General features: G+C 39.9%; 22 protein-coding genes, 1 tRNA gene and 1 pseudogene. 12 read left to right on the forward strand and 12 right to left on the reverse strand.

Annotated features, from left to right (window positions below):
* Window positions 1-3: 3 nt before the first annotated feature.
* Window positions 4-1215 carry a TetR family transcriptional regulator gene (locus tag RS893_RS26155; RefSeq protein WP_315788526.1) on the reverse strand — a complete coding sequence of 404 codons (1212 nt, stop codon included), beginning with the start codon at window positions 1213-1215 and terminating at the stop codon, window positions 4-6.
* Between the two features lie 182 nt (window positions 1216-1397).
* Between RS893_RS26155 and RS893_RS26160 the strand changes: the two genes are divergently transcribed.
* A complete protein-coding gene (locus tag RS893_RS26160; protein WP_315788527.1) occupies window positions 1398-2228 on the forward strand; it encodes an acyl-CoA desaturase in 831 nt (276 codons plus the stop codon).
* Window positions 2229-2301: 73 nt separating this feature from the next.
* Here the strand turns inward: RS893_RS26160 and RS893_RS26165 are convergent, their stop codons facing one another.
* The gene (locus tag RS893_RS26165; protein ID WP_315788528.1) at window positions 2302-3651 is read right to left on the reverse strand and encodes a pentapeptide repeat-containing protein; all 1350 of its coding nucleotides are present in this window, start codon (window positions 3649-3651) and stop codon (window positions 2302-2304) included.
* A gap of 744 nt (window positions 3652-4395) precedes the next feature.
* On the opposite strand from RS893_RS26165, the gene RS893_RS26170 reads away from it, so the two are divergent.
* On the forward strand, window positions 4396-5139 hold the full coding sequence (locus RS893_RS26170) for a tetratricopeptide repeat protein (RefSeq protein ID WP_315788529.1): 744 nt from the start codon (window positions 4396-4398) through the stop codon (window positions 5137-5139).
* Between the two features lie 23 nt (window positions 5140-5162).
* Here the strand turns inward: RS893_RS26170 and RS893_RS26175 are convergent, their stop codons facing one another.
* Both RS893_RS26175 and RS893_RS26180 read right to left on the reverse strand, forming a co-directional pair.
* A complete protein-coding gene (locus RS893_RS26175; RefSeq protein ID WP_315788530.1) occupies window positions 5163-6323 on the reverse strand; it encodes an acyltransferase family protein in 1161 nt (386 codons plus the stop codon).
* Window positions 6324-6580: 257 nt separating this feature from the next.
* Complete coding sequence (locus tag RS893_RS26180; protein ID WP_315788531.1) at window positions 6581-6982, reverse strand: fasciclin domain-containing protein; 402 nt, start codon at window positions 6980-6982, stop codon at window positions 6581-6583.
* 95 nt (window positions 6983-7077) lie between these two features.
* Here RS893_RS26180 and RS893_RS26185 point away from each other — a divergent pair.
* Window positions 7078-7423 (forward strand): annotated as a pseudogene (locus RS893_RS26185) (ketopantoate reductase C-terminal domain-containing protein); the annotation flags it as partial.
* Window positions 7424-7629: 206 nt separating this feature from the next.
* Here the strand turns inward: RS893_RS26185 and RS893_RS26190 are convergent.
* The 3 genes from RS893_RS26190 to RS893_RS26200 form a co-directional block, all read right to left on the reverse strand.
* The gene (locus tag RS893_RS26190; protein ID WP_315788532.1) at window positions 7630-8574 is read right to left on the reverse strand and encodes a pentapeptide repeat-containing protein; all 945 of its coding nucleotides are present in this window, start codon (window positions 8572-8574) and stop codon (window positions 7630-7632) included.
* Window positions 8575-8718: 144 nt separating this feature from the next.
* A complete protein-coding gene (locus tag RS893_RS26195; protein ID WP_315788533.1) occupies window positions 8719-9096 on the reverse strand; it encodes a Rieske (2Fe-2S) protein in 378 nt (125 codons plus the stop codon).
* A 124-nt stretch (window positions 9097-9220) separates the two neighbouring features.
* Window positions 9221-9898, reverse strand: a complete 678-nt coding sequence (locus RS893_RS26200) for a Dps family protein (RefSeq protein ID WP_315788534.1) — start codon at window positions 9896-9898, stop codon at window positions 9221-9223.
* Between the two features lie 377 nt (window positions 9899-10275).
* Here RS893_RS26200 and RS893_RS26205 point away from each other — a divergent pair, with 377 nt between their 5' ends.
* On the forward strand, window positions 10276-10704 hold the full coding sequence (locus RS893_RS26205) for a Fur family transcriptional regulator (RefSeq protein ID WP_315788535.1): 429 nt from the start codon (window positions 10276-10278) through the stop codon (window positions 10702-10704).
* On the opposite strand, the gene RS893_RS26210 is transcribed toward RS893_RS26205, so the two are convergent.
* Window positions 10701-13118 carry a hypothetical protein gene (locus RS893_RS26210; RefSeq protein ID WP_315788536.1) on the reverse strand — a complete coding sequence of 806 codons (2418 nt, stop codon included), beginning with the start codon at window positions 13116-13118 and terminating at the stop codon, window positions 10701-10703. The two genes, RS893_RS26205 and RS893_RS26210, sit on opposite strands and share 4 nt — an antisense overlap.
* Before the next feature lie 112 nt (window positions 13119-13230).
* Window positions 13231-14634 carry a monooxygenase gene (locus RS893_RS26215; protein WP_315788537.1) on the reverse strand — a complete coding sequence of 468 codons (1404 nt, stop codon included), beginning with the start codon at window positions 14632-14634 and terminating at the stop codon, window positions 13231-13233.
* Window positions 14635-14640: 6 nt separating this feature from the next.
* Here RS893_RS26215 and bcp point away from each other — a divergent pair, with 6 nt between their 5' ends.
* Together bcp and RS893_RS26225 are read left to right on the forward strand one after the other, a co-directional pair.
* The gene (gene bcp, locus RS893_RS26220) at window positions 14641-15129 is read left to right on the forward strand and encodes a thioredoxin-dependent thiol peroxidase (protein ID WP_315788538.1); all 489 of its coding nucleotides are present in this window, start codon (window positions 14641-14643) and stop codon (window positions 15127-15129) included.
* A gap of 60 nt (window positions 15130-15189) precedes the next feature.
* Window positions 15190-15492, forward strand: coding sequence for a hypothetical protein (locus tag RS893_RS26225; RefSeq protein ID WP_315788539.1), 303 nt, complete (start codon window positions 15190-15192; stop codon window positions 15490-15492).
* Between the two features lie 4 nt (window positions 15493-15496).
* On the opposite strand, the gene RS893_RS26230 is transcribed toward RS893_RS26225, so the two are convergent.
* Window positions 15497-16588 (reverse strand): saccharopine dehydrogenase family protein, encoded by a 1092-nt coding sequence (locus RS893_RS26230; RefSeq protein ID WP_315788540.1) that lies wholly within the window; start codon window positions 16586-16588, stop codon window positions 15497-15499.
* Between the two features lie 285 nt (window positions 16589-16873).
* Window positions 16874-18592 carry a beta-carotene ketolase CrtO gene (gene crtO / locus RS893_RS26235; RefSeq protein ID WP_315792105.1) on the reverse strand — a complete coding sequence of 573 codons (1719 nt, stop codon included), beginning with the start codon at window positions 18590-18592 and terminating at the stop codon, window positions 16874-16876.
* Between the two features lie 566 nt (window positions 18593-19158).
* Between crtO and RS893_RS26240 the strand changes: the two genes are divergently transcribed.
* Together RS893_RS26240 and RS893_RS26245 are read left to right on the forward strand one after the other, a co-directional pair.
* Window positions 19159-19665, forward strand: coding sequence for a helix-turn-helix domain-containing protein (locus RS893_RS26240; RefSeq protein WP_315785251.1), 507 nt, complete (start codon window positions 19159-19161; stop codon window positions 19663-19665).
* Window positions 19656-20231, forward strand: a complete 576-nt coding sequence (locus RS893_RS26245; protein ID WP_315785248.1) for an IS630 family transposase — start codon at window positions 19656-19658, stop codon at window positions 20229-20231. Before RS893_RS26240 ends, RS893_RS26245 begins: the two co-directional genes overlap by 10 nt.
* 89 nt (window positions 20232-20320) lie before the next feature.
* On the opposite strand, the gene psbD is transcribed toward RS893_RS26245, so the two are convergent.
* Complete coding sequence (psbD, locus tag RS893_RS26250; RefSeq protein ID WP_009458955.1) at window positions 20321-21376, reverse strand: photosystem II D2 protein (photosystem q(a) protein); 1056 nt, start codon at window positions 21374-21376, stop codon at window positions 20321-20323.
* A 469-nt stretch (window positions 21377-21845) separates the two neighbouring features.
* Between psbD and RS893_RS26255 the strand changes: the two genes are divergently transcribed.
* The 4 genes from RS893_RS26255 (at window position 21846) to RS893_RS26270 (ending at window position 23990) form a co-directional block, all read left to right on the forward strand.
* Entirely contained in the window at window positions 21846-22118 is a 273-nt protein-coding gene (locus tag RS893_RS26255) for a hypothetical protein (RefSeq protein WP_315788541.1), read from the forward strand.
* A 16-nt stretch (window positions 22119-22134) separates the two neighbouring features.
* Window positions 22135-22806: an energy-coupling factor ABC transporter ATP-binding protein gene (locus RS893_RS26260; protein WP_315788542.1), complete on the forward strand. Its 672-nt coding sequence runs from the start codon at window positions 22135-22137 to the stop codon at window positions 22804-22806.
* A gap of 381 nt (window positions 22807-23187) precedes the next feature.
* Complete coding sequence (locus RS893_RS26265) at window positions 23188-23739, forward strand: NYN domain-containing protein (protein WP_315788543.1); 552 nt, start codon at window positions 23188-23190, stop codon at window positions 23737-23739.
* A 179-nt stretch (window positions 23740-23918) separates the two neighbouring features.
* Window positions 23919-23990: transfer RNA gene (locus RS893_RS26270), tRNA-Asn, on the forward strand.
* The last annotated feature ends 7 nt before the right edge of the window (window positions 23991-23997 follow it).

Consider the following 23997-nt stretch of genomic DNA (forward strand, 5'->3'; position numbering starts at 1 on the left):
CAACTACACGTTCAATTTATGATCGAGACGAATAGCTTGTTCTAGAGCCAATTTTTCTTTCGATCTATGAGCATAGGGTTGTAACTTACTTAAATTCCAACCAGTAATCAGACTCATCTGCTCTAAATTCATTCCCTTCATCAGCATTTCTACACACCACGTTTGTTGAGCTTGCTCAATGACTGGCTGTTGTCCTTCTGGTGTCAGCAATCCTTCAGTTAATATCTGCCAGATTCTGTGTATTTCTTCCTCAGATATTGGCATTCCTTCATTGTTGAGAAATAACGCTGCATGTTCATCTTTACGGCTTTTGAGCCATTGAGTTAATGGATTGCGAGTATAGGAGCCATAGCGCTTACTCATAATCCACTGATTGACAGGCACTTGTCGAGGAGTAGCTTGAGTAATTTGTAATAAGTGCTGATTGGCATCGTTGATTTGATGCGATCGCTCTAAATTCACAATTTCTGCGGCCGATAAACCTGCTGCAAACAAGACATATATTAAGGCATAATCTCGCAGTCCTGATTTTTTGGCTCTTTGCAAAATCAGGTGAACTAAATTTGCTGGTAAATCTATCACCTTTTCTGGAGAAATAGCTTCTGCTAAATTTGTAGAGTTCGTTGCTCCTTTTAAAAACAGTGCCACCAAATTTTCTAAAAACTCGTCTGTGTCAACCCAAAGTTGGTGAAATTCACTGGTAAATTCAATCACAGCGTACCCCACCAACATACTGTTGAGTAAGCTTGCTAACTTATTGGCTGGTAAATGGGTGTGTAATTGCTCGCGTTCCATGACTGTTGCTAAATATTCGGCAACAAAGTGATTAGCTTGAGTTAAGCTGCGTCCTAATGCCTGACGGTTTTCTAAAGGATAATTTCCGGCTTCACCAACTACAGAACGCACCAGATCGGGGACTTTTTCTAGAGCCTGTAGGCAATCTTCACAATAGTTTTTTAGAGCTTGGTGAACACTAGCTGGTTGGCTAGCTTGAATTTTTAAAGACTTATCGAGTTCTTGAAATACTGATGATTCCGAAATTACTGCTAAGAGTAACCCGTGCTTATTGCCAAAATGTCGGAACAGTGTCACTTCATTAACTTGTGCTAATTCTGCAACTTGCTTTGTTGTAGTTTCGGTGACTCCCTGCGTTGCAAATAATGATCTTGCTGCATTAATTAATCGCTCTCGAGTAGAAATGACTTGATTGGGCATAAGCTAAAAATGCAAGTAACACTTGCAATTAAATTTTATCCTTGCTAAACTTAGGCATGTAAGTAGCACTTGCATCCTCTATTCTTAGTTTAGCTGTCTTTGTCAACTGACACAGGGGATGTAATAACCAGTACATGCCTGGCACTGGTTAATTTACAGTATTCACGTCAAAGGAAAAATTTATGACTGCACACTCTACAGCGGCTGTTGACAAACAACCGTTGACTCTGAGTTGGACTAACGTGGCATTTTTTGGCACATTCCACGCCCTAGCACTACTTGCTCCTTGGTATTTTTCTTGGTCTGCTTTGGGAATAACCATATTCCTGCATTGGTTGTTTGGCAGCATTGGTATTTGTTTAGGGTATCACCGACTTTTGACTCACCGAAGTTTGCATGTGCCGAAGTGGTTAGAATATGCGATCGCAACTTTGGGCGCTCTTGCTTTACAAGGAGGGCCAATCTTTTGGGTGGCTGGACATCGACTACATCATCTTCATACCGAGGACAAAGACAAAGATCCTTACTCTGCCCAACGTGGTTTTTGGTGGAGCCATATGCTATGGATTTTTTACCCGCGTCGAGAGTTTTTTAACTATGAAATGTACAAAAAATTTGCTTCTGATTTAGATCGTGATCCATTCTATCGTTGGCTAAATCACTACTTTTTGCTATTACAAATTCCTGTTGCTGTCCTCTTGTATACTTTGGGAGGATGGTCTTTTGTTGTCTATGGTGTGTTTCTACGAGCAGTATTGCTTTGGCATAGCACTTGGCTAATTAACTCTGCAAGCCATCTGCGTGGTTATCGTTATTTTCCAGTGAATGATAACTCTCGTAATCTTTGGTGGGCAGCACTTCTAACTTACGGAGAAGGCTGGCATAACAATCACCATGCTTACCCAAATTTAGCCAAAGCAGGATTGTTTTGGTGGGAAATAGATATAACTTGGTGGGCAATTAAAGTTTTACAGACTCTAGGATTAGCCAAGAAAGTAAATGTTAATGGTTAATGGTTAATGGTTAATGGTTAATGGTTAGTGGTTAGTGGTTGATGGCTAATAACAATTACCAATTACCTACTAACTACCTTCCCAATTTATTGGGAACACCTTCGCAACCACCAGGAATTGTACCTCTGGTTTTTTCTCCACCCCAAGTACAGCAGTAGTATCGGTTGGCTTCAGACAGGCGTTGGACGTCACTAAAGTCTGCATTTTCCACGACAGCGCCTGTGTATTCACCAGTTTTATAGTTTGGTGGATGGGTACGACTGCGAGGAGTTGCATTTTCTACTGAACCATAGAACAAACGAACCCCATTCAAATCAGCACCACTAAGATTAGCTTCATATAAAATGCTACGGCTGAGGTTAGCTTTAACTAAGTCACATTGACTAAGATTGGTGCGGACAAGATTGGCTTCACTTAAGTCAGTCCACCGCAGATCAGTGCCACAGAGGTCTGCACCTGCAAGCATTACGCCTAAATCAATCACGCGTACACCATGAAGCCGATCTTCACAGTAACCTCCTGTACCATCAAGAATAGCTCGACCAAGTCGACTGTCACGTTTTAAGGGTGAAAGCAATTTAGAACGAGATAGAAACCGCAAAATTTTTGCTTTCCCACTACCATCTACACTGCTGAGAATAGCCGCAGTCCGTCCTTCTGCGAGTAACCTTTCTTGAGGCCAATCTTCTAATAATCCTTCTTCATCTAGTACTAGATCAGAAATACCTTGAAAATAGGAATCTATTGTCTGCTGCTGGGTAATAAGATTTTGTTGGACGGTGAGTAAGTTTTGCTGAATAGTTAGGTCTTTAGAAATAATGTACTGTCGCCAAGCAATGTAAACGGCGATGATGGCTATGAGAATTTGTCCTAAAGCACCAAACCATTCCGCTAGTGTTCCAGATGCTTCCCAGTTGATTTTGCGTCCTACAGAAACTAGGAAATTAGTGAGACCGCTATATTTGACCAAGCCAGCGATCGCTACTATCATCCCCAATAAGCCAACTACTAAGGCTTGCTCTTGTGCTGAAAACCACTCTTTTTGTAGTTCTTCCAACCAAGGCCAAACTATAGCTACAGATAATAACAAAGTGACAACGGTTCCCATAAGGCCAACAATCCAGTTATTGATGGCAAGTCCGATGATAGTAGTGGCGATCGCCACTACTATTAGCAATAAAGCCCTTGGTTTAACGCCAATAGCCTTACTAGAAACTGGTTTGACTGCGTAACGTGCTTGTAGTAAAGCAGAAGTGTTTTGAGGAGACTGTAGTGAGGCAATAGCAGCTAAGGCTTGCTGCCTAGTCAGTTCATCTGAAGTCAAATCACCGTTAGATGAATTTTCAAAATCGTCTGGTTGCAAGTTTTGGTTTGTTATGGATTCTGGATTTGGGGTTTGGGATGAGTTGGAATCAATCGACATAGATTATATTTTGGCACCAGCATTCTCAGATCAACAGTTGTCCTATGGTAGCTGTTGCAGTATGGCAGTATGAATTTTCGCTTATTTATCCATTAAAACAATAACAGCAGAAAACCCATCTGCTTGAAGTCGTGGAACAACTGAAGTGTTGGATGCAGGAGAATCCCTACCCGTGTTGCGATCGCTTTGTTTGACATCCCGATTTAACAATTTGTGAATATACTTAAGTTTTTAAGTGAATTGTAACAAAACACACTGAAAACTAAATATTATCATCAGCACTTACTAGAGCTTTGCCTAAACCTAAATATTTCAGTTTTTCAGTAATTTGCCAACACTATATTTTAAGTTTGGGCTCATGAAGTGACATTCTTACACTGAAATATAAATCCGATTTTTTATATTTTTGACAACAATTTCCTTCATTCCTTAATTACTAAATTGATTATTTATTTAGTTAATCATAAATAGATAAACTAGCTAATCTTTTACGGAAAAAATCGTCAAGCATAAATCAAGCCAATAAGATCACAAAAAACAGAAATAATATTTTGGACTGAAAATTAGCTCAAAAAATATCAGAAAAAATCGATGGTATGTTATATTTGTGATCATCAAAAAAATAGCTCTTAAACAGTGGTTATCAGGCAAATCCACCTAAATTAGGTGATGATAATTTACACAGCCTTCCCAATCTTGAAAGAAAAAACTGTTTATTAATCGAAATAGCGAGTTTTGTTAAAGATGGTTTGTTGGCGTTGCTTTGTAGCCTCTGGCTTCATAATTTTATTGACATTAGGTTGTAGCGATTGGGCAAATTCAGCAGGGAAAAATAGTAGACAACTTGTCCAAGAAACTAATGTTAACCGATTATTTTCGGAAGCAGAAACGACGCAAAAAGCAGAAAAATTTTTTCAGCAAGGCAATTCTTTCTTAAATTCCCAACGATACAAGGATGCGATCGCAGCTTTTGATCAAGCTATTGCTATTAAATATCAGTTTGCTGAAGCTTGGATTAATCGAGGCAATGCCTTAACAAAATTACAGCGTTATCAGGAAGCATTAGCATCATATAATCAGGCGATCGCTATTCAACCTAATAGAGATGAGGCATGGTACAACAAAGGTAATACCCTCAATACACTGCAACGCTATCAAGAAGCACTAGCATCCTATGATCGAGCGATCGCAATTAAATCAGATAAATATGAGGCTTGGATTAACAGAGGTATTGCCCTGACAAAATTGCGACGCTATCAAGAAGCAATAGCATCTTATGATCGAGTAATCGCCATTAAACCTGACAAAGATTTAGCTTATTACAATAAAGCGTGTACTTACGCTCTACAGAACAAGGTAGAACTAGCTGCTGAAAACTTAAAAAAGGCTATGAAGCTTGTTCCTGGGAAATATGAGGAGTTAGCAAAAACTGACTCTGATTTTAATAAAGTGCGTGCTGATAGCCGCTTTCAAGAATTATTACAGTAGACTAACTCACCCAAGCTTCACCTTCAGACTTTAATCAACCACCGTCGTCGATACATGCTATAGGCAACTACCAACCATAATAAAACTGTTGCGATCGCAAAAAATAGTGAACCATTATATGCACCTGCCCAAGGTACAAATAAATTTTGGTAGATCCAATTATAGGTACTAGGAGCATTTTCTCGTGTGCCGACAGTAGTTTTTACTAGTATCTTAATTAGCAATACAGAAGCAGTAAAAAGAAATATTGGGTTATATCCCATGATTTCAAAAGGTTTTCCCCAACGCCGCACTCTTCTAACATCAATTAATTCATAACAAAAAGCTAGTAATAATAATGCCCATCCAGTAGTAAAAACTACGTAAGAACTTGTCCACAACTTTTTATTAATCGGAAATACCAAATCCCAAACTCCGCCAATCACCAAGCAACTTAAACCAAACAAAACTAAATCCATACTGGTTTTAGAATTAATCTGTTTTTGGCTACGTATCCATTGTCCAGCAAAGTACCCAGCCAGGACATTAACAATAGCAGGAATAGTACTGAAGAGTCCTTCCGGATCTCCCATAAAGTTGTAATTATCACCTTTATATAGATGTGCCTTCGGAATAATTAAACGGTCGATGTAAGCGCCTAAATTACCATCTCGTGTTAGCACACCAGCACCATAACTAGGCACAGGTACATACATCATTGCTAACCAGTAACCAATAAGTAAAACTCCCGCTAATATCCATTGACCTTTACGCGGTAAATTGAGAACTACGAGGCTAGCTAACAAGTAAGTGAAGCTGATGCGTTGCAATACTCCCATAATGCGGATGCTATTGAAATCAAAAGTCCAAACACCTTGATTCCAAAAGCCATTGAGAAGTAAACCCAAAGCAAACAGAATCGCAGCGCGGCGAATGATACGCCAATAAGGAGAAGGCGGGGACACGAAGACTTTCTCATTCTCCCCGTCCAATTTGCTATCGGTGTACTTAGAAAGAGAAAAACTCATTGCCACACCGACAATGAACAGAAAAGAGGGAAATACTAAATCAGTTGGTGTGCATCCATGCCATTCGGCATGAAGTAATGGTGGATAGACATTAGGTTCAGCAATACTGGCCATGTTAACAAGGATCATGCCAGCAATGGTTATCCCACGAAAAACATCAAGAGAAGTTAGGCGCATAGATATTTTTTTTGATGTGACCTATTAAATTACTTCTCTTAATGAATTTAATCAACTATCCAAACGAGAACAGCTATAGTTGCTAAGTTATTTTTAAACATAGAGTAGTAAAAAAATGCTGACGGGCGGGCTGTATGCTCATCAGCATTTTGGATGTGTTAATGTTGTCTAATCTTATTTGGGTGGTAGTAACTGTGGATTATGCAGTAAGTAGTTATTCGTAATCAGTTCTCCAGCCTACCGCCGGAACTTCTAAACTAACCCATTAAAATTACTGTATCGATAACGTGAATAACACCATTATCGGCTTCGATATCTGCTGCTAACACTGTAGCATTTTTGACTTCAAAGCCATCAGAACAGTCAATTTTAATTGTTGAACCTTCTACAGAAGTCACAGTCCCAAGTTGAGCTAAATCAGCTTGCTTAAGCTTTCCAGGCACAACATGATACTTTAAAATCCGCGTTAGCTGGGGAATATTTTGCACTAAAGTTTGTATAGTTCCCGGTGGTAACTTGGCAAAAGCATCATCATTAGGTGCAAATACCGTAAATGGCCCAGGACTTTTTAATACATCTACTAATCCTGCGGCTTGTACAGCAGTTACCAAAGTTGTAAAAGAACCTGCACTAACAGCAATATCAACTATATCAGCCATTTATTTCACCATTACTCTAAAAAGATTTTAAATGAGAGTAAATTATTATTCATTTAGATTAAGTAATGATGTCTATCAGTAGATATGCTGTGTTTGTAATTCTGAATGCAACAACCGAGTTAATGGCAGATATTCACGAGCCGTAATTTGGTAGAACAGTTGATGTATGAAGTCATAGCAGGGGCAAAAAGTTCAGAACGGATAATTAGCGATCGCTTTGTGTAATAAATGTTAGATTACACCGATAACATGAAGCCTTACCATACCAGCATGAAGATAGACTATGATGAACCTCGCCCATTGGGAGTTGAAGCAATTTTGGGGAATCCTTTAAAAAAGGCCTTTACTGCCGAGGTTACTTTACCTTTGATTAGTTGTTTGTACCATCAACTGAAATTTTTGGATGCCAGAAATAGAAAATCTCACAACATCACCCATTAATATCAAGTTCGGTTAATCACTTAGAATAAAAAACCTCACCCCGCCTTCGGCACCCCTCTCCTTAGCAAGGAGAGGGGAAGGGGGGGTCCCCTCTGGGGAACTCGGGGGCCCCACTAATGGGGATTAGGGGTGAAGGGGAAGGGGGGTGAGGTTAAACGAGAATTGTAGGTAATCATGCGAACTTGATATAATAACCTCGTTTGCAATCAAAAGTGGACTGTTCCATCAGGCATTGTTACCCAATTCAAGTCTACGTTATTCATCTTTACTTGATTGAGTTTTGCCTCTACTAAATCTGTACCACGTAGAACAGCTGAATCCAAATCTACATCAGTGAGAATTGCTCGGCGTAAGTAGGCTCCACTCAAATTTGCATTATACAAACGTGCCCAACTTAGGTCTGCCTCAGTTAAGTTTGCCTTAATCAGCTCTGATTGTTCCAAGTTTGCCCCCCGCAGACCAGCTAAAATCAATTTTGCTTCAATTAAATTTGCTCTATGCAAGTTGACTCCAGTCAAATTCGCCCCACTCAGGTTTACCCTAGTAAGGTTTGCTTCGCTGAAGTTTGCCCCCTCTAGGTTTGCTCGACTTAAGTCTGCTTCTGTGAGATTTGCTTTAATTAACTCTGCCAACTCCAGATTTGCTCCACGCAGGTCTGCTAAAATCAGTTTTGTCTCCAGCAGAGTTGCCCTAGAAAGATTTGCCTCAGTGAGATTAGTCTGACTCAGGTTGGCTTTACTCAGCTTTGCTCCCCTTAAGTTTGCTCTACTTAAGTTTGCTTCAGTAATATTAGCTTCATCCAGGTTTGCCCTACCAAGGTCAGCCTGATACAAAATAGCTTTCTTCAGACCTGCTCTCCATAAAATTACTCCACTTAGATCTGCATTGGTTAGGTTAGCTGCATATAAGTCTGCCCCAATCAAATGTGATCCATTTAAACGTGTTCCATCTAGATTAGCTTGCTTCAGAACTACCCCATTCAGGTCTGCGCCAACTAAGTTTGCCCCACTTAGGTCTACTTCAGACAAGATTGCTTTTTTCAGAATTATCCCACTTAGATCTACTTCTCGCAGGTTCGCTCCACATAGATCTGTAGTATGAAAATTCCTTTCTCCTCCTGCATAACGCCTCAGGAGGTCTTCGGCATTCATATGATTTGCCTCTCAATGTCACTCACCTCTAGGCTTGTAGAGTGCCACCTTACACACTGTATTGCTTATCTCTACCCTGACCAATGATTCCTCAACGGTACAAGCCCTCAGATTTATGTATGGAACCAATCCAAAATCCAAAATCTAAAATCTACAATCGGATGACTCACAGCTTTGTGGCACTCCCACTTGTACTTGTTCTTCGACTACTTGTACAGGATAGGTACGTAAGGGAGAGATTTGCTCACGTAGTTTCGGAAGAGCATTTAGTGGGTAAATACGCTTAGGGTAAAGATTTTCCCCAGTGCGAATATCATACTGAAAATGATGCCAAGGACAATCTAGTACTCCTTGCCAGACCTTACCTCCGGCTAGTGGCAAGTTCTGGTGTCCGCACAAACCCTGTAAAGCATAGAATTCTCCTTGGTCATTCACAAGTAAAATCAGGCATGACCCCACTTGCACCATTTGTGTATGTCCTGGTGGAATCTCCTCTACCCTTGCCACTGTTACATATCCCACTGCCTCTTACTCCAATATGATTGCTTCCTCACACCAAATTCCTTGTTACCAGGTTGAACCTGATAACAAGAACTAGAGTCTCTGGCTCTTGCTGAAAATGGTGCAAGTTATAAGTTACATGGTACTATTTACCATTATGGCTATGAGGCACTACCAAGAACCGAGAGGTATAGGGTGATTCACCTGGCGCACCTCGACGGAAGTGGCCTGAAGGCCCTTCACCCAGAAACTCACTAAACCAGGCTTCGTGTTCTATTTCTTCATTCAAAATAGCCAGGGACAGCTCGTAGGTACGATGATCTTTGCCAAAGGTCATATTACAGATGTCAGTGTAGACACGGATAGCGCAACGCTCAGCTTCTACCAATACCTGTAGCATTGGTCTAAGATCACCTTGTTCAATTCCTTGCTTCACCTCTGAGACTGCTTCCTTGGCTTCTTCAGTTCCGCCACTGGTAAAGCCAACACGTGCTGAGGTACTTCCATTACTGCGACCACGTTCTGGTAAGTAAGCATCAGGACAGGCGGCGACATTGGAGAAGTCGCGAATGTCTCGTGGCAACTCACCGCCTAACTCATAGATACGCGGAACTAGAGCTTCAAAGTGGTTGCGGTCTTCTAGTCGTGCATCCTCAATAATTTCCTTCAATCCCTCACCTTCAAAACCAATGGCATTGGCTCGCAGGATTGTGTAATAGTAGTATGTTGTGAACTCTGCTGCTGCTGCTCGGACTAACTTGTCCACGAGTTCCTTCACATCAATTCCAGACTGCTCCACCATTTGCATTGCAACTTTAGGCATGGTGGCCTCCTTGTTTTTCCAAGCCGATATTTTAAATGAAATTAATTAAACCGCTTAGCTGGTGAATACCGTTCCCGTAACCCCTCCTCTTCACCCACTGTTCTTCTTAGACTGGTGAACTTTAGGTTACGTGGAAATCATCTACTTTAGCTTTACAACATTGTGAAAAATTACTTTTTTCACAATGTTACCTACTTCAATTTTGTAAGAATCTAGTAGAAAGTATCATTAGTTTTTATAATTATTCATAGTCGATATGAGTATGGCTTTATCAGTTTGTTAATTTGTAACATCAAGTCATACCGGGTACGCATTGTAGGCTAATTTTGTGTAACATAGTATCTATCCCTAGAAAATTATTCTAGGAGCTTAATCTCATGGCTCCTCAACCTAAATCCTACGAGGATGCTCTAGAGTTTTGCCGTGAACGGGGAATGCGCTTAAGTAAGCAGCGCCAGTTCATCCTGAAATTACTGTGGGATACTAATGAGCATCTAACTGCAAGCGATATCTACCATCGCCTGCGTCAACAAGGCAAAAAAATTGGTTATACATCGATATATCAAAATTTAGATACTTTGGTAAAGGCTGGGGTGATTGAGCGTATTGAAAAGGCAGAAGGTTGTCTTTATAGCCATCCTAGTTTTTGCCACTGTCATGTGCATTGTTTGGATAATGGACAAGTTATTGATGTGATGGTAACGCTTCCTCAAGAGATGATCGCTGCTGTAGAAGCGCAAATCGGTCTTGAGGTGAAGGATTATCGGATTGAATTTTTTGCACATAAGCCACAAGCAGGGATTTAATCTTCGTCAAACTCCAACGGTACTTCATAGCGAGTGAGAGGGAAAGGTTCTAATAATTCACCTTTCTCCCAACTTTGCAATCGCCACCAGAGAGTTTGTACAGCTGTTTGTTTACCATCAACTACTTCAAAAGTGATTTCACCAATATTATTGACTCCCACAACTGCTTTACCAGCACCCCATTTTCCGCGATAATCACGATGGTTTTTAGCCATCGCTAAATATTTTTCTAAAGGTAGCTTGCGATTTTGTCCTGGTAGGGGAGCAGTTAAAGATTGGGGTTGGAGAGAATTGATCTCTTCTGGTTCCTTTACTTTTTCATCTTTACCTAATAAGAAATTAATTTTATAACACCATTCGGGTTGCTTAATAACTTGTAATCCTCTATGCCAACTGCGTTCTTGCACTAAATCAATGATGGCGGGATTCGTTTTCAGAACCCAAGGAATACATTGTGGCACATGATCAACATACACATGCATCACACCAATTTCTAATTCTTTCTCCTCTTGATTTTCCCATCCTAAAATCTCTGCTTTAGGTAAATAGTTTATTGGCTCAATCGGAAGAAAACCTTTTTTATGTAATGAATGGCTGCCACCTGTACCACTAACTTCATTTTTAAAAGAACTGCTAGTAAATTGAATAGCAAGTAGTTCAGTTTTGATATTTTCAGAATATTGAAAAGGACGGATAGCTGCATATTTTAGGCGAGCTGCAAAACTATAGTGAACATCACCAGATAAGATAATGACACGACTTTGTGTTGCTGGTAATGCTCGTAATGCTAAATAAGCTATTAGTCTTTCAAATGCTATTGTTTCTAAACCCCAAGCTTCAGGATCAAAACCCCAAGCAGCACTATTAAATTTTTCTGCGAAAGCTTTAGCTGTCTTTTGAATTGTTTCTAAAAATGGTACACCAACTACAGGCCCTGGTGAGATGACAAAGGTAACTTTAGCATTTTGAGAATGAGCTAGATTTGTAATTTGCTGATTACAAGCTTCTTGACTCAAAAGTGCTGGAAAATCAAAATCTTTTCCTGGGAATGCTCGCCAAGTGCGAGTATCAAGTACTATAACTTCATATTCTGGCCCGACAACAGTGTAATGCCATTTTAGAGAAGCATCTGTGTGGGGTAACTGTCTAGGGTTACTATTTCTAATATCTGTAAGGAATGGTAAACCAACCCGCCGAGTTATTTCCTGTTCGTATTTGGGGTTTTGCCCTTGGGAAGCAAACCAGCCAACAGCAGCTTTTAATAATGCTTCTCCTGGCTTATCGTCTGTAAACTCTGCTGGTGTATTGCCCCAAGCTTGACAAATTGCGTAGGCGAGTAGACCATTTTGGAGGATACGTCTACCCAAGGGTTTACTCAGGACGCGATCGCACCATGCCATGTTTAAATACCAATCATCGGTAATTTCATGGTCATCAAAAATCATATAAGTGGGAATATTAGCTAAGGCCCGTCTAACTTGTTTGAGTGTAGTCTGAAAGTTTTTTAAATCCTCAAGTTCTTCTAAAAATAAATCTTCGCTACTGCTAAGCGGGGGTAAATTTCGATTCACATCAGTAAATGTGGGTAAATCCTCAGGCTCGGGCCATAAAACATCACACCAAGCGAATAAATACATTGTACAAAAATCGCTGAATGTGAATAAATGACTTTTTGCTATGTTGGAAATTTTATTCAGTTTAGTGATACTTGCTGTTAAGCCAGCAGTGTAGGTTGCTAAATTATTGCGTTGACCTGCTTGTAATTCTTCATTATTGCTGACATCTGGTAGTTTTTCTGACCATCCTAATAATGTTTCGCCAGCATCTATTAACATGAAAAGCAAGGCATCAGCTACATCATCTGCATAAATTTGATCACCTGTAAGAAAGAGTTGATGTGGTCGTTTTTTCGGATCTTGTATTAACGCTTCTTTAATCATCTTGTCTAAAGCTGTAAATGCATCCAAGCTTTCGCCATGTGGCTTGCGACAAGAACCATGAACCAGGCGTAAATTTTTTAAGTCATGAGGTACAAGTCCAAAACTAGGCAAATCATAGGGAGGATATGTAATTTCTGTAATTGACCCTTCTGTATTTAATATCCCAGGACTACTTAATTTTTCTTCGTTACCAAATTCTAAATTATAAAGATAATCTTCACTATACAGAAGTATATTTTCAGTTGCTTGAGCAGTGACAGCAACTATATATAAATTAATACCTAATTTAATAGTTATTTTACTACCTATTAGTAATAAATTTTTATTTGTATCAAATATTTCGAGAGTAACAATGCGGCTTTCTTTCAAAGCTATCCACACAGTTACGGAATTTGGTGCAGTATGTCTTAAAATTGGGCCTGCGAGAACGAGAGGTAATTGAGTAATTCGTTCTCTTAAAGATGTCCATGCCATGTAATTCGTACCATTAACATTACACTTAAAGTGTATTTATTCAGTAAATTATGATAGTATTTATAAAACATTTTCTATGACAAGATACTAATTTTATCAAAAAAATTTATTTTTAGTTTTTTATTTCTTTTATCTTCTGTTTACTACTTCTAATTACACGTAATATGATTTGAGGATGATAAAAAGCTAAAGGTGATTTGAGAAAGTGACTGACCTCTACAAACAGGGTTCGCAACTCAGTATCTACATTGCTAATTTGCATTAACTGTTGATTATATCCAGCCAAGAGTTTGTTAAGCTTGTTGGGCTGTTTTCTACCTACTGTTGTGGGAAAACGAGAATCTTGTCCTGTTGCTAGTATCCAATGCAGTGAATTGTTTTTTGCTAAGTTCTTTTGAAAGCGAGAAGTTACAAGTTGACTATTGTTCAGCCATTCTTTAAGAACCATTGCTGATAAAGCACTGACTGTCATTCCTTGACCATAAACTGGACACAAGGCACAAACTGCATCGCCTAATGCTACAAATCCTGTAGGCATTTGAATTTGCTCATAATGACGTAACCGATTGGCAGTAGCCCTATGGGCATAAATTGGCGAGACTGGTTCTGCATCCTTAATTATTTCATAAAAGCACGAACTAGAAAGACTGCGGGCAAATGCTAAAAAGCCCTGTTCATCTAATGGTGGAAAGTCACGCCCGTAACCGCCAACAGTAGCGATTAATTCTCCACCTTCAATTTTTGCTAAATATCCTAATCGGGTATTTTGCGGAGGTTCCTGGGAAATTAGCATTACTTTCCAGTCTGCTGTAAAATCTTCTGGTGGTTTATAACGCCTAGTAGCATATCCTAAAAACGGATTGACTATAGTTTCTGGTGGTGGTGTCATTCCTATATCTTTTAACCACTCGGGTGCATGAGAACCACGTCCAGTTGCATCAACTACCAAGCTAGCTGGTAACTCTTGTGTACTATCATTTGTGAGAGATTGCAGCTTGACTCCGGTAACTTGGTATTTATGGGAATTTGTCAGTATAGCGATCGCTCGATGTTGTTCAATAAACTTGATTTGGGAAAACTCTGCCAGTCTTTTACGAATAGTCCATTCCAGTAAAGGACGAGAACAGGTAAAGGAAATTATCTCAGAAGGTGCAACAGCATTATTACTCCATTGCCCTTGGGCAAACAAATAAAATTCTCGTAACCAATCAATCGTTAGCGCACCAGCTGCACTTAGCTGTGAACCAATACCGGGAAATAGTTCCTCTAAAATTCTGTATCCTCGTACTAATAAAACATGAGGTTGCACTGATTGCGGCACACCTTTGCGTTTGTGAGGCTGCAAAGGTAGTTTATCCCTTTCCACAATTGTGACCGAATCACAGTATTCTGCAAGTACACGTGCCGCTAGCAAACCCGCGATACTACCACCAATAACAACAGTTTTGTCTAACTTCATAACAGCGATCGCATTTAGTTCCGCAGATGATACTATTGTCTCTGCTGAACTTAACATAATTTAATGACTTCACTGAAAAATCTTCCCCAAGCAGGAGAAAAAGCACCTAATTTCACTGCTTTGAATCAAGATGGTAATTTAGTTAGTCTGAATGATTTTCAATCACACTGGCTAATTTTGTACTTTTATCCCAAAGATGATACGCCCGGTTGTACAACTGAAGCCAAAGAATTTACTGATTTCTCTCAAGAATTTAGTGCCTTGGGAGCTAAAATTGTTGGCATCAGTCCTGATACTGAAAAATCTCATGGCAAATTTATTCAAAAACATAATTTGTCAATTCAATTATTAAGTGACCCCGAACATCAAGTATGTGAAGTTTATGGTGTGTGGCAGCTAAAAAAATTTATGGGTAAGGAATATATGGGTGTAGTGCGCTCAACTTTTTTGATTGCTCCTGATGGTAAATTAGCTTATGTTTGGTCGAATGTGAAAGTGAAAGGTCATGTTGCAGCTGTACTTGCTAAGTTACAAGAATTGTTAGTTGTTTAAAGTTGTAGTTGGTTATGAGTTAAAACGGCGCACACAAGTTAATTTTAAAATCGAACACCGATGCACACCGATGGACACCGATGGATTGTGCGTTGGTGGTTTAGTGGTTTGGCATTATCGGTGTTTATCTGTGTTAATCTGTGTTCGTTTTTTCCTCTACTCAATTTATTCGTCAACCGCGATATTTATATTAATCGAACACCGATGCACACCGATGGACACCGATGGATTGTGCGTTGGTGGTTTAGTGGTGTGGCATTATCGGTGTTTATCTGTGTTAATCTGTGTTCGTTTTTTCCTCTACTCAATTTGTTCGTCAACTACTATATTTTTAGTACATCGAACACCGATGCATACAAATGATTTTTTATTGCCAATTAGCTTGAATTATTATTCCTCGGCTTTGCATTGCTTTGGTAAATAAATCAGTAGGCAATGCTTCTTCTACAGGCCAAACCCCTGGTTTTTTGAGTGTTCCATCTAACAAAAATTGAGCAATACTACCCGTACCACAACCAGCAGCAGCAGCTGTATTTGCATGAGTTAAAGTAGAGCAATAAACAGCTTGTTGATTGTTTTTTTGCCCTGTTATTTCCGAACGAACCGCCACTCCAATACCAGTAAACTGGTCAGTAAAATCTGTCATTGCATGGCTAACATGAGATAGAAATTCTACACCCTTAGGGTTCTTTATCCATGATTTCGGAAAAACATGGGCTGCTATCCAAGTTAAATGATTATAAAAATCGGGAACAGAACCAAATTTAGTAATTACAGTTTTGACTGATGGAAAAGCATGGGGTAGAGTAAAAGTTTCTGGCATATCAAACCAGTAAACTCCACTGCGTTTGTAAGGAGATGGAAACTCAATAACTTCTCTTTCACTATAAGGTTTAACTGTTTGCCATCTACCATTTATCCAAGCTGCAAAAGGATTTTGTAAACCTAGAAATGTGGTTCGCATTACAGTAATGCCAGCACCACCAGAACCAGATACTAAATAACTCAAATGTATTTTTTCTGGAAGATCAAATTGTTCGATGTCATGACGCACCATACTATTAGAAATACCTGGAAAAATACCAGTATTAATTACTGCTGTTACACCCGCAGCAATAGCTGTTTCATGATATTGTAAAGCCTTACTAGTAAAAGAACGGTGGTCACTGACATCTACATAATTAACACCCTGTTCAATACATATTTGCAAAACATTGGCATCTCGATAGTGAAACGGGCCTGCACAATGAACTACCACATTTACAGAAGCGATCGCCTGCCGCAATTTTTCTACCTCTGCCAAGTCCAACACCATATATTGCAAAGACGTATTATCTTGCATCTGTGCAGGTGTGCGCCCAGTGATGATAATTTCTGCCTGTGTGTGGGTGAGTAGATCCTGGGCAACACTACCACCGATTCGTCCTCTTCCGCCAAGAATTAAAACCCGATCTGTCATTGCTCCAATATTGGCAACAGCAGCTTTATTACATCAATTTTTAGTTATGATTGTCATCATTAGCAAGTATGAAAATGATGATCTAAAAGGTAGAATTTTTGTGAAATTTTAATAAGCCCTTTGGTGGTGCAATCCTAAACAATAAGTTTTCTTTGTATCTTGGTGTGTTCGTGGTTCAATGAAATTTATTTTTTCATCACAAAGACACAAAGACACCAAGTCGAATCAGAGAAAAATCCCCTCACTTTGAAAAAATTTGAGGGGAAGTAATAATCAATTTATCGATTACTTAGTATTAATCCCAAACACTGATCCAACTGTAGACTTAATCGAACCCCAGCTATCTTTGACAGTTTGAGCGATCGGATGCTTAGTCTGCAAGAATACCCGTGCACAGTTGCGTCCAGGCATTCCTGAAATAGAACCACCAGGGTGAGTTCCCGCACCAGTCAAGAATAAATTTTCGATTGGTGTTTTATAGTTTGCTATTTCCGGTAAAGGACGGAAAAATACCATTTGATCAAGTGTCATATCAACATGGTAATAATTTCCTTTATATGCACCCAATCTTTCACCCAATTCTGCTGGGCTTTCCACACGACGGGCAATAGTGGCATTTTTCACATTCGGTGCATAGTCTGCCAATTTATCTATTACCCGATCAGCAACTTTGTTTTTCAATTCATCTGTCCAACCTGTGCCATTTAAACCTGTACCTTCTGCACCAGCGATTTGATAGGGGGCAAAAAACTCAATCCATGCAGTATGTTTACCTGGTGGTGCCATTGATGGATCTAACATTGTTGGCACTACTAAGTACATTGATGGATCAGAGTCGGGAATTTCTCCCAAGGTACATTTACTGTGGGCTTGTTCCACGTGAGAAACTGAATCTGCAATTAATACAGAACCAATTAGATATTTGTCTTTATGTTCGTGGTGTTCAAAGCGCAGTGGTTCGTTTAATGCCAAGTCAATCTTGAGGATGGTTTCGTTATTGTTAACTATGCGCCGTTCTAATCTTTCTCGTAAATCCGCATCAGCAGCATCTACATCACTTTCATCCATCAATTGTAAAAATAGTCTTTTGGCATCAATGTTAGAAATTACCCCGTGTTTAGCGCGATACACTGTCCCATTTGCTACTTCCACACCTACAGCACGACCGTCATCAATCAACACTTTATTAACATGCTGATCGGTTAGAATTACACCACCTAAGCTTCTGACTAAGTTTACCAAAGCTTGTACCAAAGCACCTGTACCACCACGAGGTCTGGCCATGCCGGGATCATGACGCATTGCCATCATAATTGCCCCAATTGCAATGGTTTTTTGCGAAGGTGGCGCACCCAGTTCAGAAGCAAGTCTAGCTAAGGGTGCTTTGAGAAATTCCTCATCAAACCACTCATTAAGCAGATCCTCAGCGCTGGTTAACATGTTGCGAATAAAATCTAGCGTTTTATTAGGAGAACCAATTACTGAGAATAAATCTTTGATTTTGGTGACGTCGTAGTTACCAAGAATATCTAAAATCGACTTGGGTGGTGCGTTAAACATCGGAATCATTGCACCTAATGCCCGTTGCCAATACTCTGTAAATTCTCTGTACTTTTTAGCGTCACGTTCGTTGTAACGGGCGATTTCTGCACAAGTCTTATCCAAAGACCTATGACCTAAAAAATATTTACCATCTGGATGAGGACAAAATACGACTGGATCACATTTAAGGTACTCCAAACCATATTTTTCTAGTTCTAGTTCTTCAACTACTGGTCCAAGATGAATAAACTCGTGGTCAATCGCACATAGGTTAAATTTAAATCCTGGTGCTTCTTGTGGTAAGCATTCTTCTGTAGTTGCTGCGCCTCCTGGAACAGAGCGTTTTTCTAGTAATAGAACACTATACCCTGCTTTCAATAAATAGGCAGCACAAACTAGTCCATTGTGTCCTGCACCAATAATTACAACATCGTACTCTTGCATAGTGAGAGTTTTAGATATGAATATCTTTTCAATGTTAGAAACACGTTACAAATCTTACATCACTCAACAGTTATAAAAATTCAGAGTTGATTAAAAATCTTTAGACAGATGATTTTTGATAGTGATAAAAAAATAATGATTACTTTTTTTAGCTTCAAAACCTAATTTCAGTTCTTTGTGTTCTCTAGAGAAGCTGATAACAGTCTATAATAATTAATTTTTCGATATATATTATCCATAAACATTAGATAATTAAATACTTTTTCAACGCACAAACAATTATTTTTGATTATGTGTAATATCAAGTTCGGATAATCACTTTATATTTCTACTGCGATGCTCTAAACAAAAAATCTTTGACCATCGCAATTATTTAGCTAGTAGACCTCTTGCATGAATTATAAAACCCCCCTTAGTCCCCCTGTTAGCACTTGGGGTTAGGGTGGGTAAAAATATTTGTGCAAGAGGTCTAATATCAAAAATCAAAATTCTAGTTTAAAGGGTTAAAGCCTCTACTAATACCAATTTGAAAAAAGAATGCGACAGATGGTAAAAATAGACAGAAGTAGCATTCAGGGTATGTGATGGTAGGGGTAACACAGATCGAGATAGTTGATAGTGTCGAGGAACTAGAGAAGTTGCTCAGACATCAAAAACAGTCTCGGAGCAAAGAACGTATACAAGCCCTATATCTGATTAAAGGGCAAGAAATGAGTGTAAGTGAGATTGCTAAAATCTTGGGAAAACATCGAGCTACAGTACATCGATGGTTGGCAGATTATCGAGAAGGAGGAATTGAGGCGGTTGTTGAATTTGGAACGAGTTCAGGTCGAAAAAGAGCAATACCAGATTGGGCTGTATCGAGTTTGAAAAAACAACTCGAACAACCAGAAGGTGGGTTTCAACGGTACACACAAATACAACATTGGTTAGAAAAAACCTTGGGTGTGCAAGCTGAGTACGCAACTGTACATCATCTGGCACGTTACAGGCTCAAAGCCAAGCTGAAAGTCCCACGTCCGCGTAACCGAAAACAGGACGAAGAAAAACTAGAGTCTTTTAAAAAAAACTCGGTGATGACTTGCAATTAATTGCTCAATACAGTGCCATTATCTTGCCCCAGTACGAAAATATTCGTTATTTTGTACAAGATGAGAGTCGATTTGGACTCAAAACCATTGAAGGACGTAAAATTACTCTTCCCGGAGTTAAGCCTATTGGTGATTGGCAGTGGCAATTTAAAGCGTTCTGGCTATATGGAGCAGTTGAACCACTTACTGGGGAAAGTTTATTTTGGCAGTTTTCTCATGTTGATACCGAATGCTACCAACAATTTTTGAACGAGTTCGCTGCCTGTTATCCCAAATCACTTAACATTCTCCAAGTTGATAACGGCTTATTTCATAAAGCTAAACGTTTACAAATTCCAGAGAATATTGTTCTTTTGTTCCAGCCTGCTCATTCTCCTGAACTGAATCCCATAGAGCGCGTTTGGGAATATCTCAAGCAAGACTTGAAATGGGAGCTATTTGATCACCTGGAGCATCTGCAAACCAAGGTTGCTCAACTCCTAGCTCTCCTCACTCCTCAAATTGCTGCTTCTTTGACTGGTTATGACTTCATCCTCAATGCCTTATCTGTCGCAAACATTTTTTGAATTGGTATAATAATCTCACTCAAAATAAAACCCCACCTTTAAGGTGGGGAGATACTTTTAGTTATGAAAGATTGAAAAACACACGTCGATTACAGAGCGTTACCACGAGGTAATACCTCCTCAGGGAACACAAATTTCTCGTGTGGCTGATCTTGAGGAGCCATCCAAGCACGGATACCCTCGTTCAGCAAAATGTTTTTGGTATAGAAGGTTTCAAATTCGGGGTCTTCAGCAGCCCGTAGTTCTTGAGAAACGAAGTCGTAAGCCCGCAGGTTCAACGCCAAGCCAACGATGCCGATCGCACTCATCCATAAACCAGTCACTGGCACAAACAACATGAAGAAGTGTAACCAGCGCTTGTTGGAGAAAGCAATCCCGAAAATCTGAGACCAGAAACGGTTTGCTGTCACCATTGAGTAGGTTTCTTCTGCTTGGGTGGGGTTGAAAGCACGGAAGGTGTTTGCCCCTTCACCATCTTCAAACAGCGTGTTTTCTACTGTTGCACCGTGAATTGCACACAACAGCGCACCACCCAATACACCCGCTACTCCCATCATGTGGAACGGGTTGAGTGTCCAGTTGTGGAATCCTTGTAAGAACAGTAAGAAACGGAAGATTGCTGCGACTCCAAAGCTGGGTGCAAAGAACCAACTCGACTGTCCCAATGGGTACATCAAGAATACAGATACGAATACCGCGATGGGAGCAGAAAAGGCTATGGCGTTGTAAGGACGAATTCCCACTAACCGAGCAATTTCAAATTGACGCAGCATAAAGCCTATCAATCCAAATGCTCCGTGCAGCGCTACGAATGTCCACAATCCACCCAATTGACACCAACGCGTGAAGTCTCCTTGCGCTTCTGGACCCCACAACAGCAGCAATGAGTGTCCCATTGCGTCTGCTGGTGTTGATACTGCTACTGTTAAGAAGTTACAGCCTTCTAAGTAAGAAGATGCTAAGCCGTGGGTGTACCAACTGGTGACGAAGGTTGTACCGGTCAGCCATCCCCCCAGTGCTAGGTACGCACAAGGGAATAGCAATAAACCAGACCATCCTACGAATACGAAGCGATCGCGCTTCAACCAGTCGTCGAGAACGTCAAACCACCCTCTGGTAGTACTACGTCCAATTGCGATGGTCATTAGATCAAATCTCCAAAACTTTATAAGTACAGGTTTTTAACCTCTGTATTATAGACTGCCAAATTTTTGGCTGACTATAAAACAGAATGTAAACTAGGTTGTCAATCTAGTTTACAAATTTTTACTCTCTCTAATCATATTATGTGTTCTTCGCTAATTTTTCCAGGGGTTTTTTAACTGAACTTAATCTTTGCTAACTAATTTACTAAAATAAAAATATAAATTAATTTAAATTTTAAATATTGATTAATCTCTATTTTGTATTGTTTAGTTAGTAGTTAATAGTTAGTAGTGAGTTGTTAGTAATTTCCAATGCCTACTCCCCCTATCTCCCCATCTCCCCACACTCCCCACTGCCCCTAATCCCCACTCCCTTGGGGGAGTGGGGGCCGGTGAGTTCCCCACACTCCTCAATCCCCCACCTTCTTCAAGCTAGAATTAGACCTACAGTTAAATAAATTAAAGCTAAATGTTTACCATCGATTTAACCGTAAGAAATACTCCCTTCCCCATTTCGGTACAGCGTAAGACAGCTGAAGACGCAGAGGCTGTTTATCAGTTAATTTTGGCAGCAATGTCTTCTGGTAAGCCTGAGATCGTAGAACTCAAATGTGAAGGTAAAACAGAGAGAAAAATCGCCGTTCGTGCTAGTGAAATCTCCGGAGTGCAGGTAACACAGAAAGACAGTGCAACTACTGCTAGTGGTAGACCACCTGGTTTCTTTGCCCTTACCTCTGAATAAAGAGATGATTTAAACAATGGCGGAACTAGGTATTAAGGTAAAAGACTTAAACTTCAGCTGGCCTTCTGGAGAGAAAGTAATTAAATCTTGCTCTATCGAAGTACCCAAAGGAGAATTTTGGATGCTTTTGGGTACAAATGGTAGCGGAAAATCAACACTGCTGAGACTTTTAGCAGGGTTGTTAGCACCCCAATCTGGTGAGATTGGGGTTTTGCATCCGGTGGGCTTTGTTTTCCAAAATCCTGACCATCAATTGGTAATGCCTACTGTCGGTGCTGATATTGCTTTTGGGCTAGTGGAAGAAAAATTAACACTACCTGCTATCAGAGCTAGGGTTGAGGAAGCATTAGCAGCAGTAAATTTATTAGGACTGCAAAGACGTCCGATCTATGCTTTGAGTGGAGGACAAAAACAGCGAGTGGCGATCGCAGGTGCTTTAGCTCGTCACTGTGCAGTTTTACTACTAGATGAACCCACTGCCTTACTTGATCCAGATAGTCAACTAGAATTGGTGGCTAGTGTCCGCAAACTGGTTAAAACTCGGGGTATTACAGCCTTATGGGTTACTCATCGCTTAGATGAATTAAATTACTGTGACGGCGCTTTTTTGCTAGAAAGAGGTTCCTTGATAGACAAGGGAGAAGTTCAACGTCTCAAACAGCGTCTGATGCAGTTACACACAGATTAGGGATAGGGAGCAGTACTTCTCGGATACATATATTTTACTTTCATCTGTGTCTGGAAAAGGTAAAAGGTGAAGGGGTAAGGGGTGTTCATTTCACCCCTTGCCCTTTTCCCTTTGCCCTTTAACCGAGAAGTATTGCTAGGGATAGGGAAATAGGAATAAAGGTTAAAAGACAAAAGTAGAAATTTCTCTTCGTTTAGTTGTTAATTTGACTTTTAAGTTAACTTTAGCTCCTTGCCTCTTGTTCCTATGCCCTGATATAGGCAATTTTTGTGAAGCTATTGCGTTTTTTAATTTTGTAACATAGTGTTACAAGGGATCATTGAATTACTATAAAAGTTATGAATGAATTTTGTTAACTCTAGATAATTGTGATTAAAAACCATGTCCCGTTCCTTACCCCAAGCCGTTTTCTTAGTAGACGGCTACAACATTATAGGCACTTGGTCTTGTCTAAAAAGAACCCGTGACCAAGCCGGACTAGAAGCGGCGCGCTGGGAATTGATAGAAGCTTTGACCGATTACAGCGCATTTCAAGGCTATGAGACACAAATAGTGTTTGATGCTCAGTATCAAAATGCTAGTAGTAACAAAGAAGTTATTACAGAACTTGTATCTGTCTATTATACTGATTTCGGTCAAACAGCAGACACGTATATTGAAAAAGCCTGTGCATCTTTGCGTCCTGCCATAGCTCAATCTTTAATTTCTCGCATGATTGTTGCCACCTCAGACCGCGCCCAGCAACTGATGGTACAGGGGTACGGGGCAGAATGGTTATCAGCACAGCAGTTATGTTACGAAGTGCAAGCCACAGTTTGTCGGGTGCGGCAAAGGTATCAACCACGCAAAAAATCCAATAGTAGATTTTTAGCTAATTCTATTGATGCCAAAGCAAGACAGCGCCTAGCTGAACTGCGAATGGGATTAAAGTAGATTGTTCACACAAATCAAATCTTAACCTTTTCTCTGGCTGGGAGTCTGAGTTGATTGAGTGTTGGCAAAAATTTAAATTCAAGTTGCCATTAAACACACTCACAAAATTTTTGGAAAAATTTTTCCGAAAGTACTTGCCAATTCTTATAACTTGGTATTACTATTATTAATCGTGACGTTCCTCAGTAGCTCAGTGGTAGAGCGGTCGGCTGTTAACCGATTGGTCGCAGGTTCGAATCCTGCCTGGGGAGTTAAAAA

The sequence above is a fragment of the Fischerella sp. JS2 genome, assembly GCF_032393985.1.
Taxonomy (GTDB): domain Bacteria; phylum Cyanobacteriota; class Cyanobacteriia; order Cyanobacteriales; family Nostocaceae; genus Fischerella.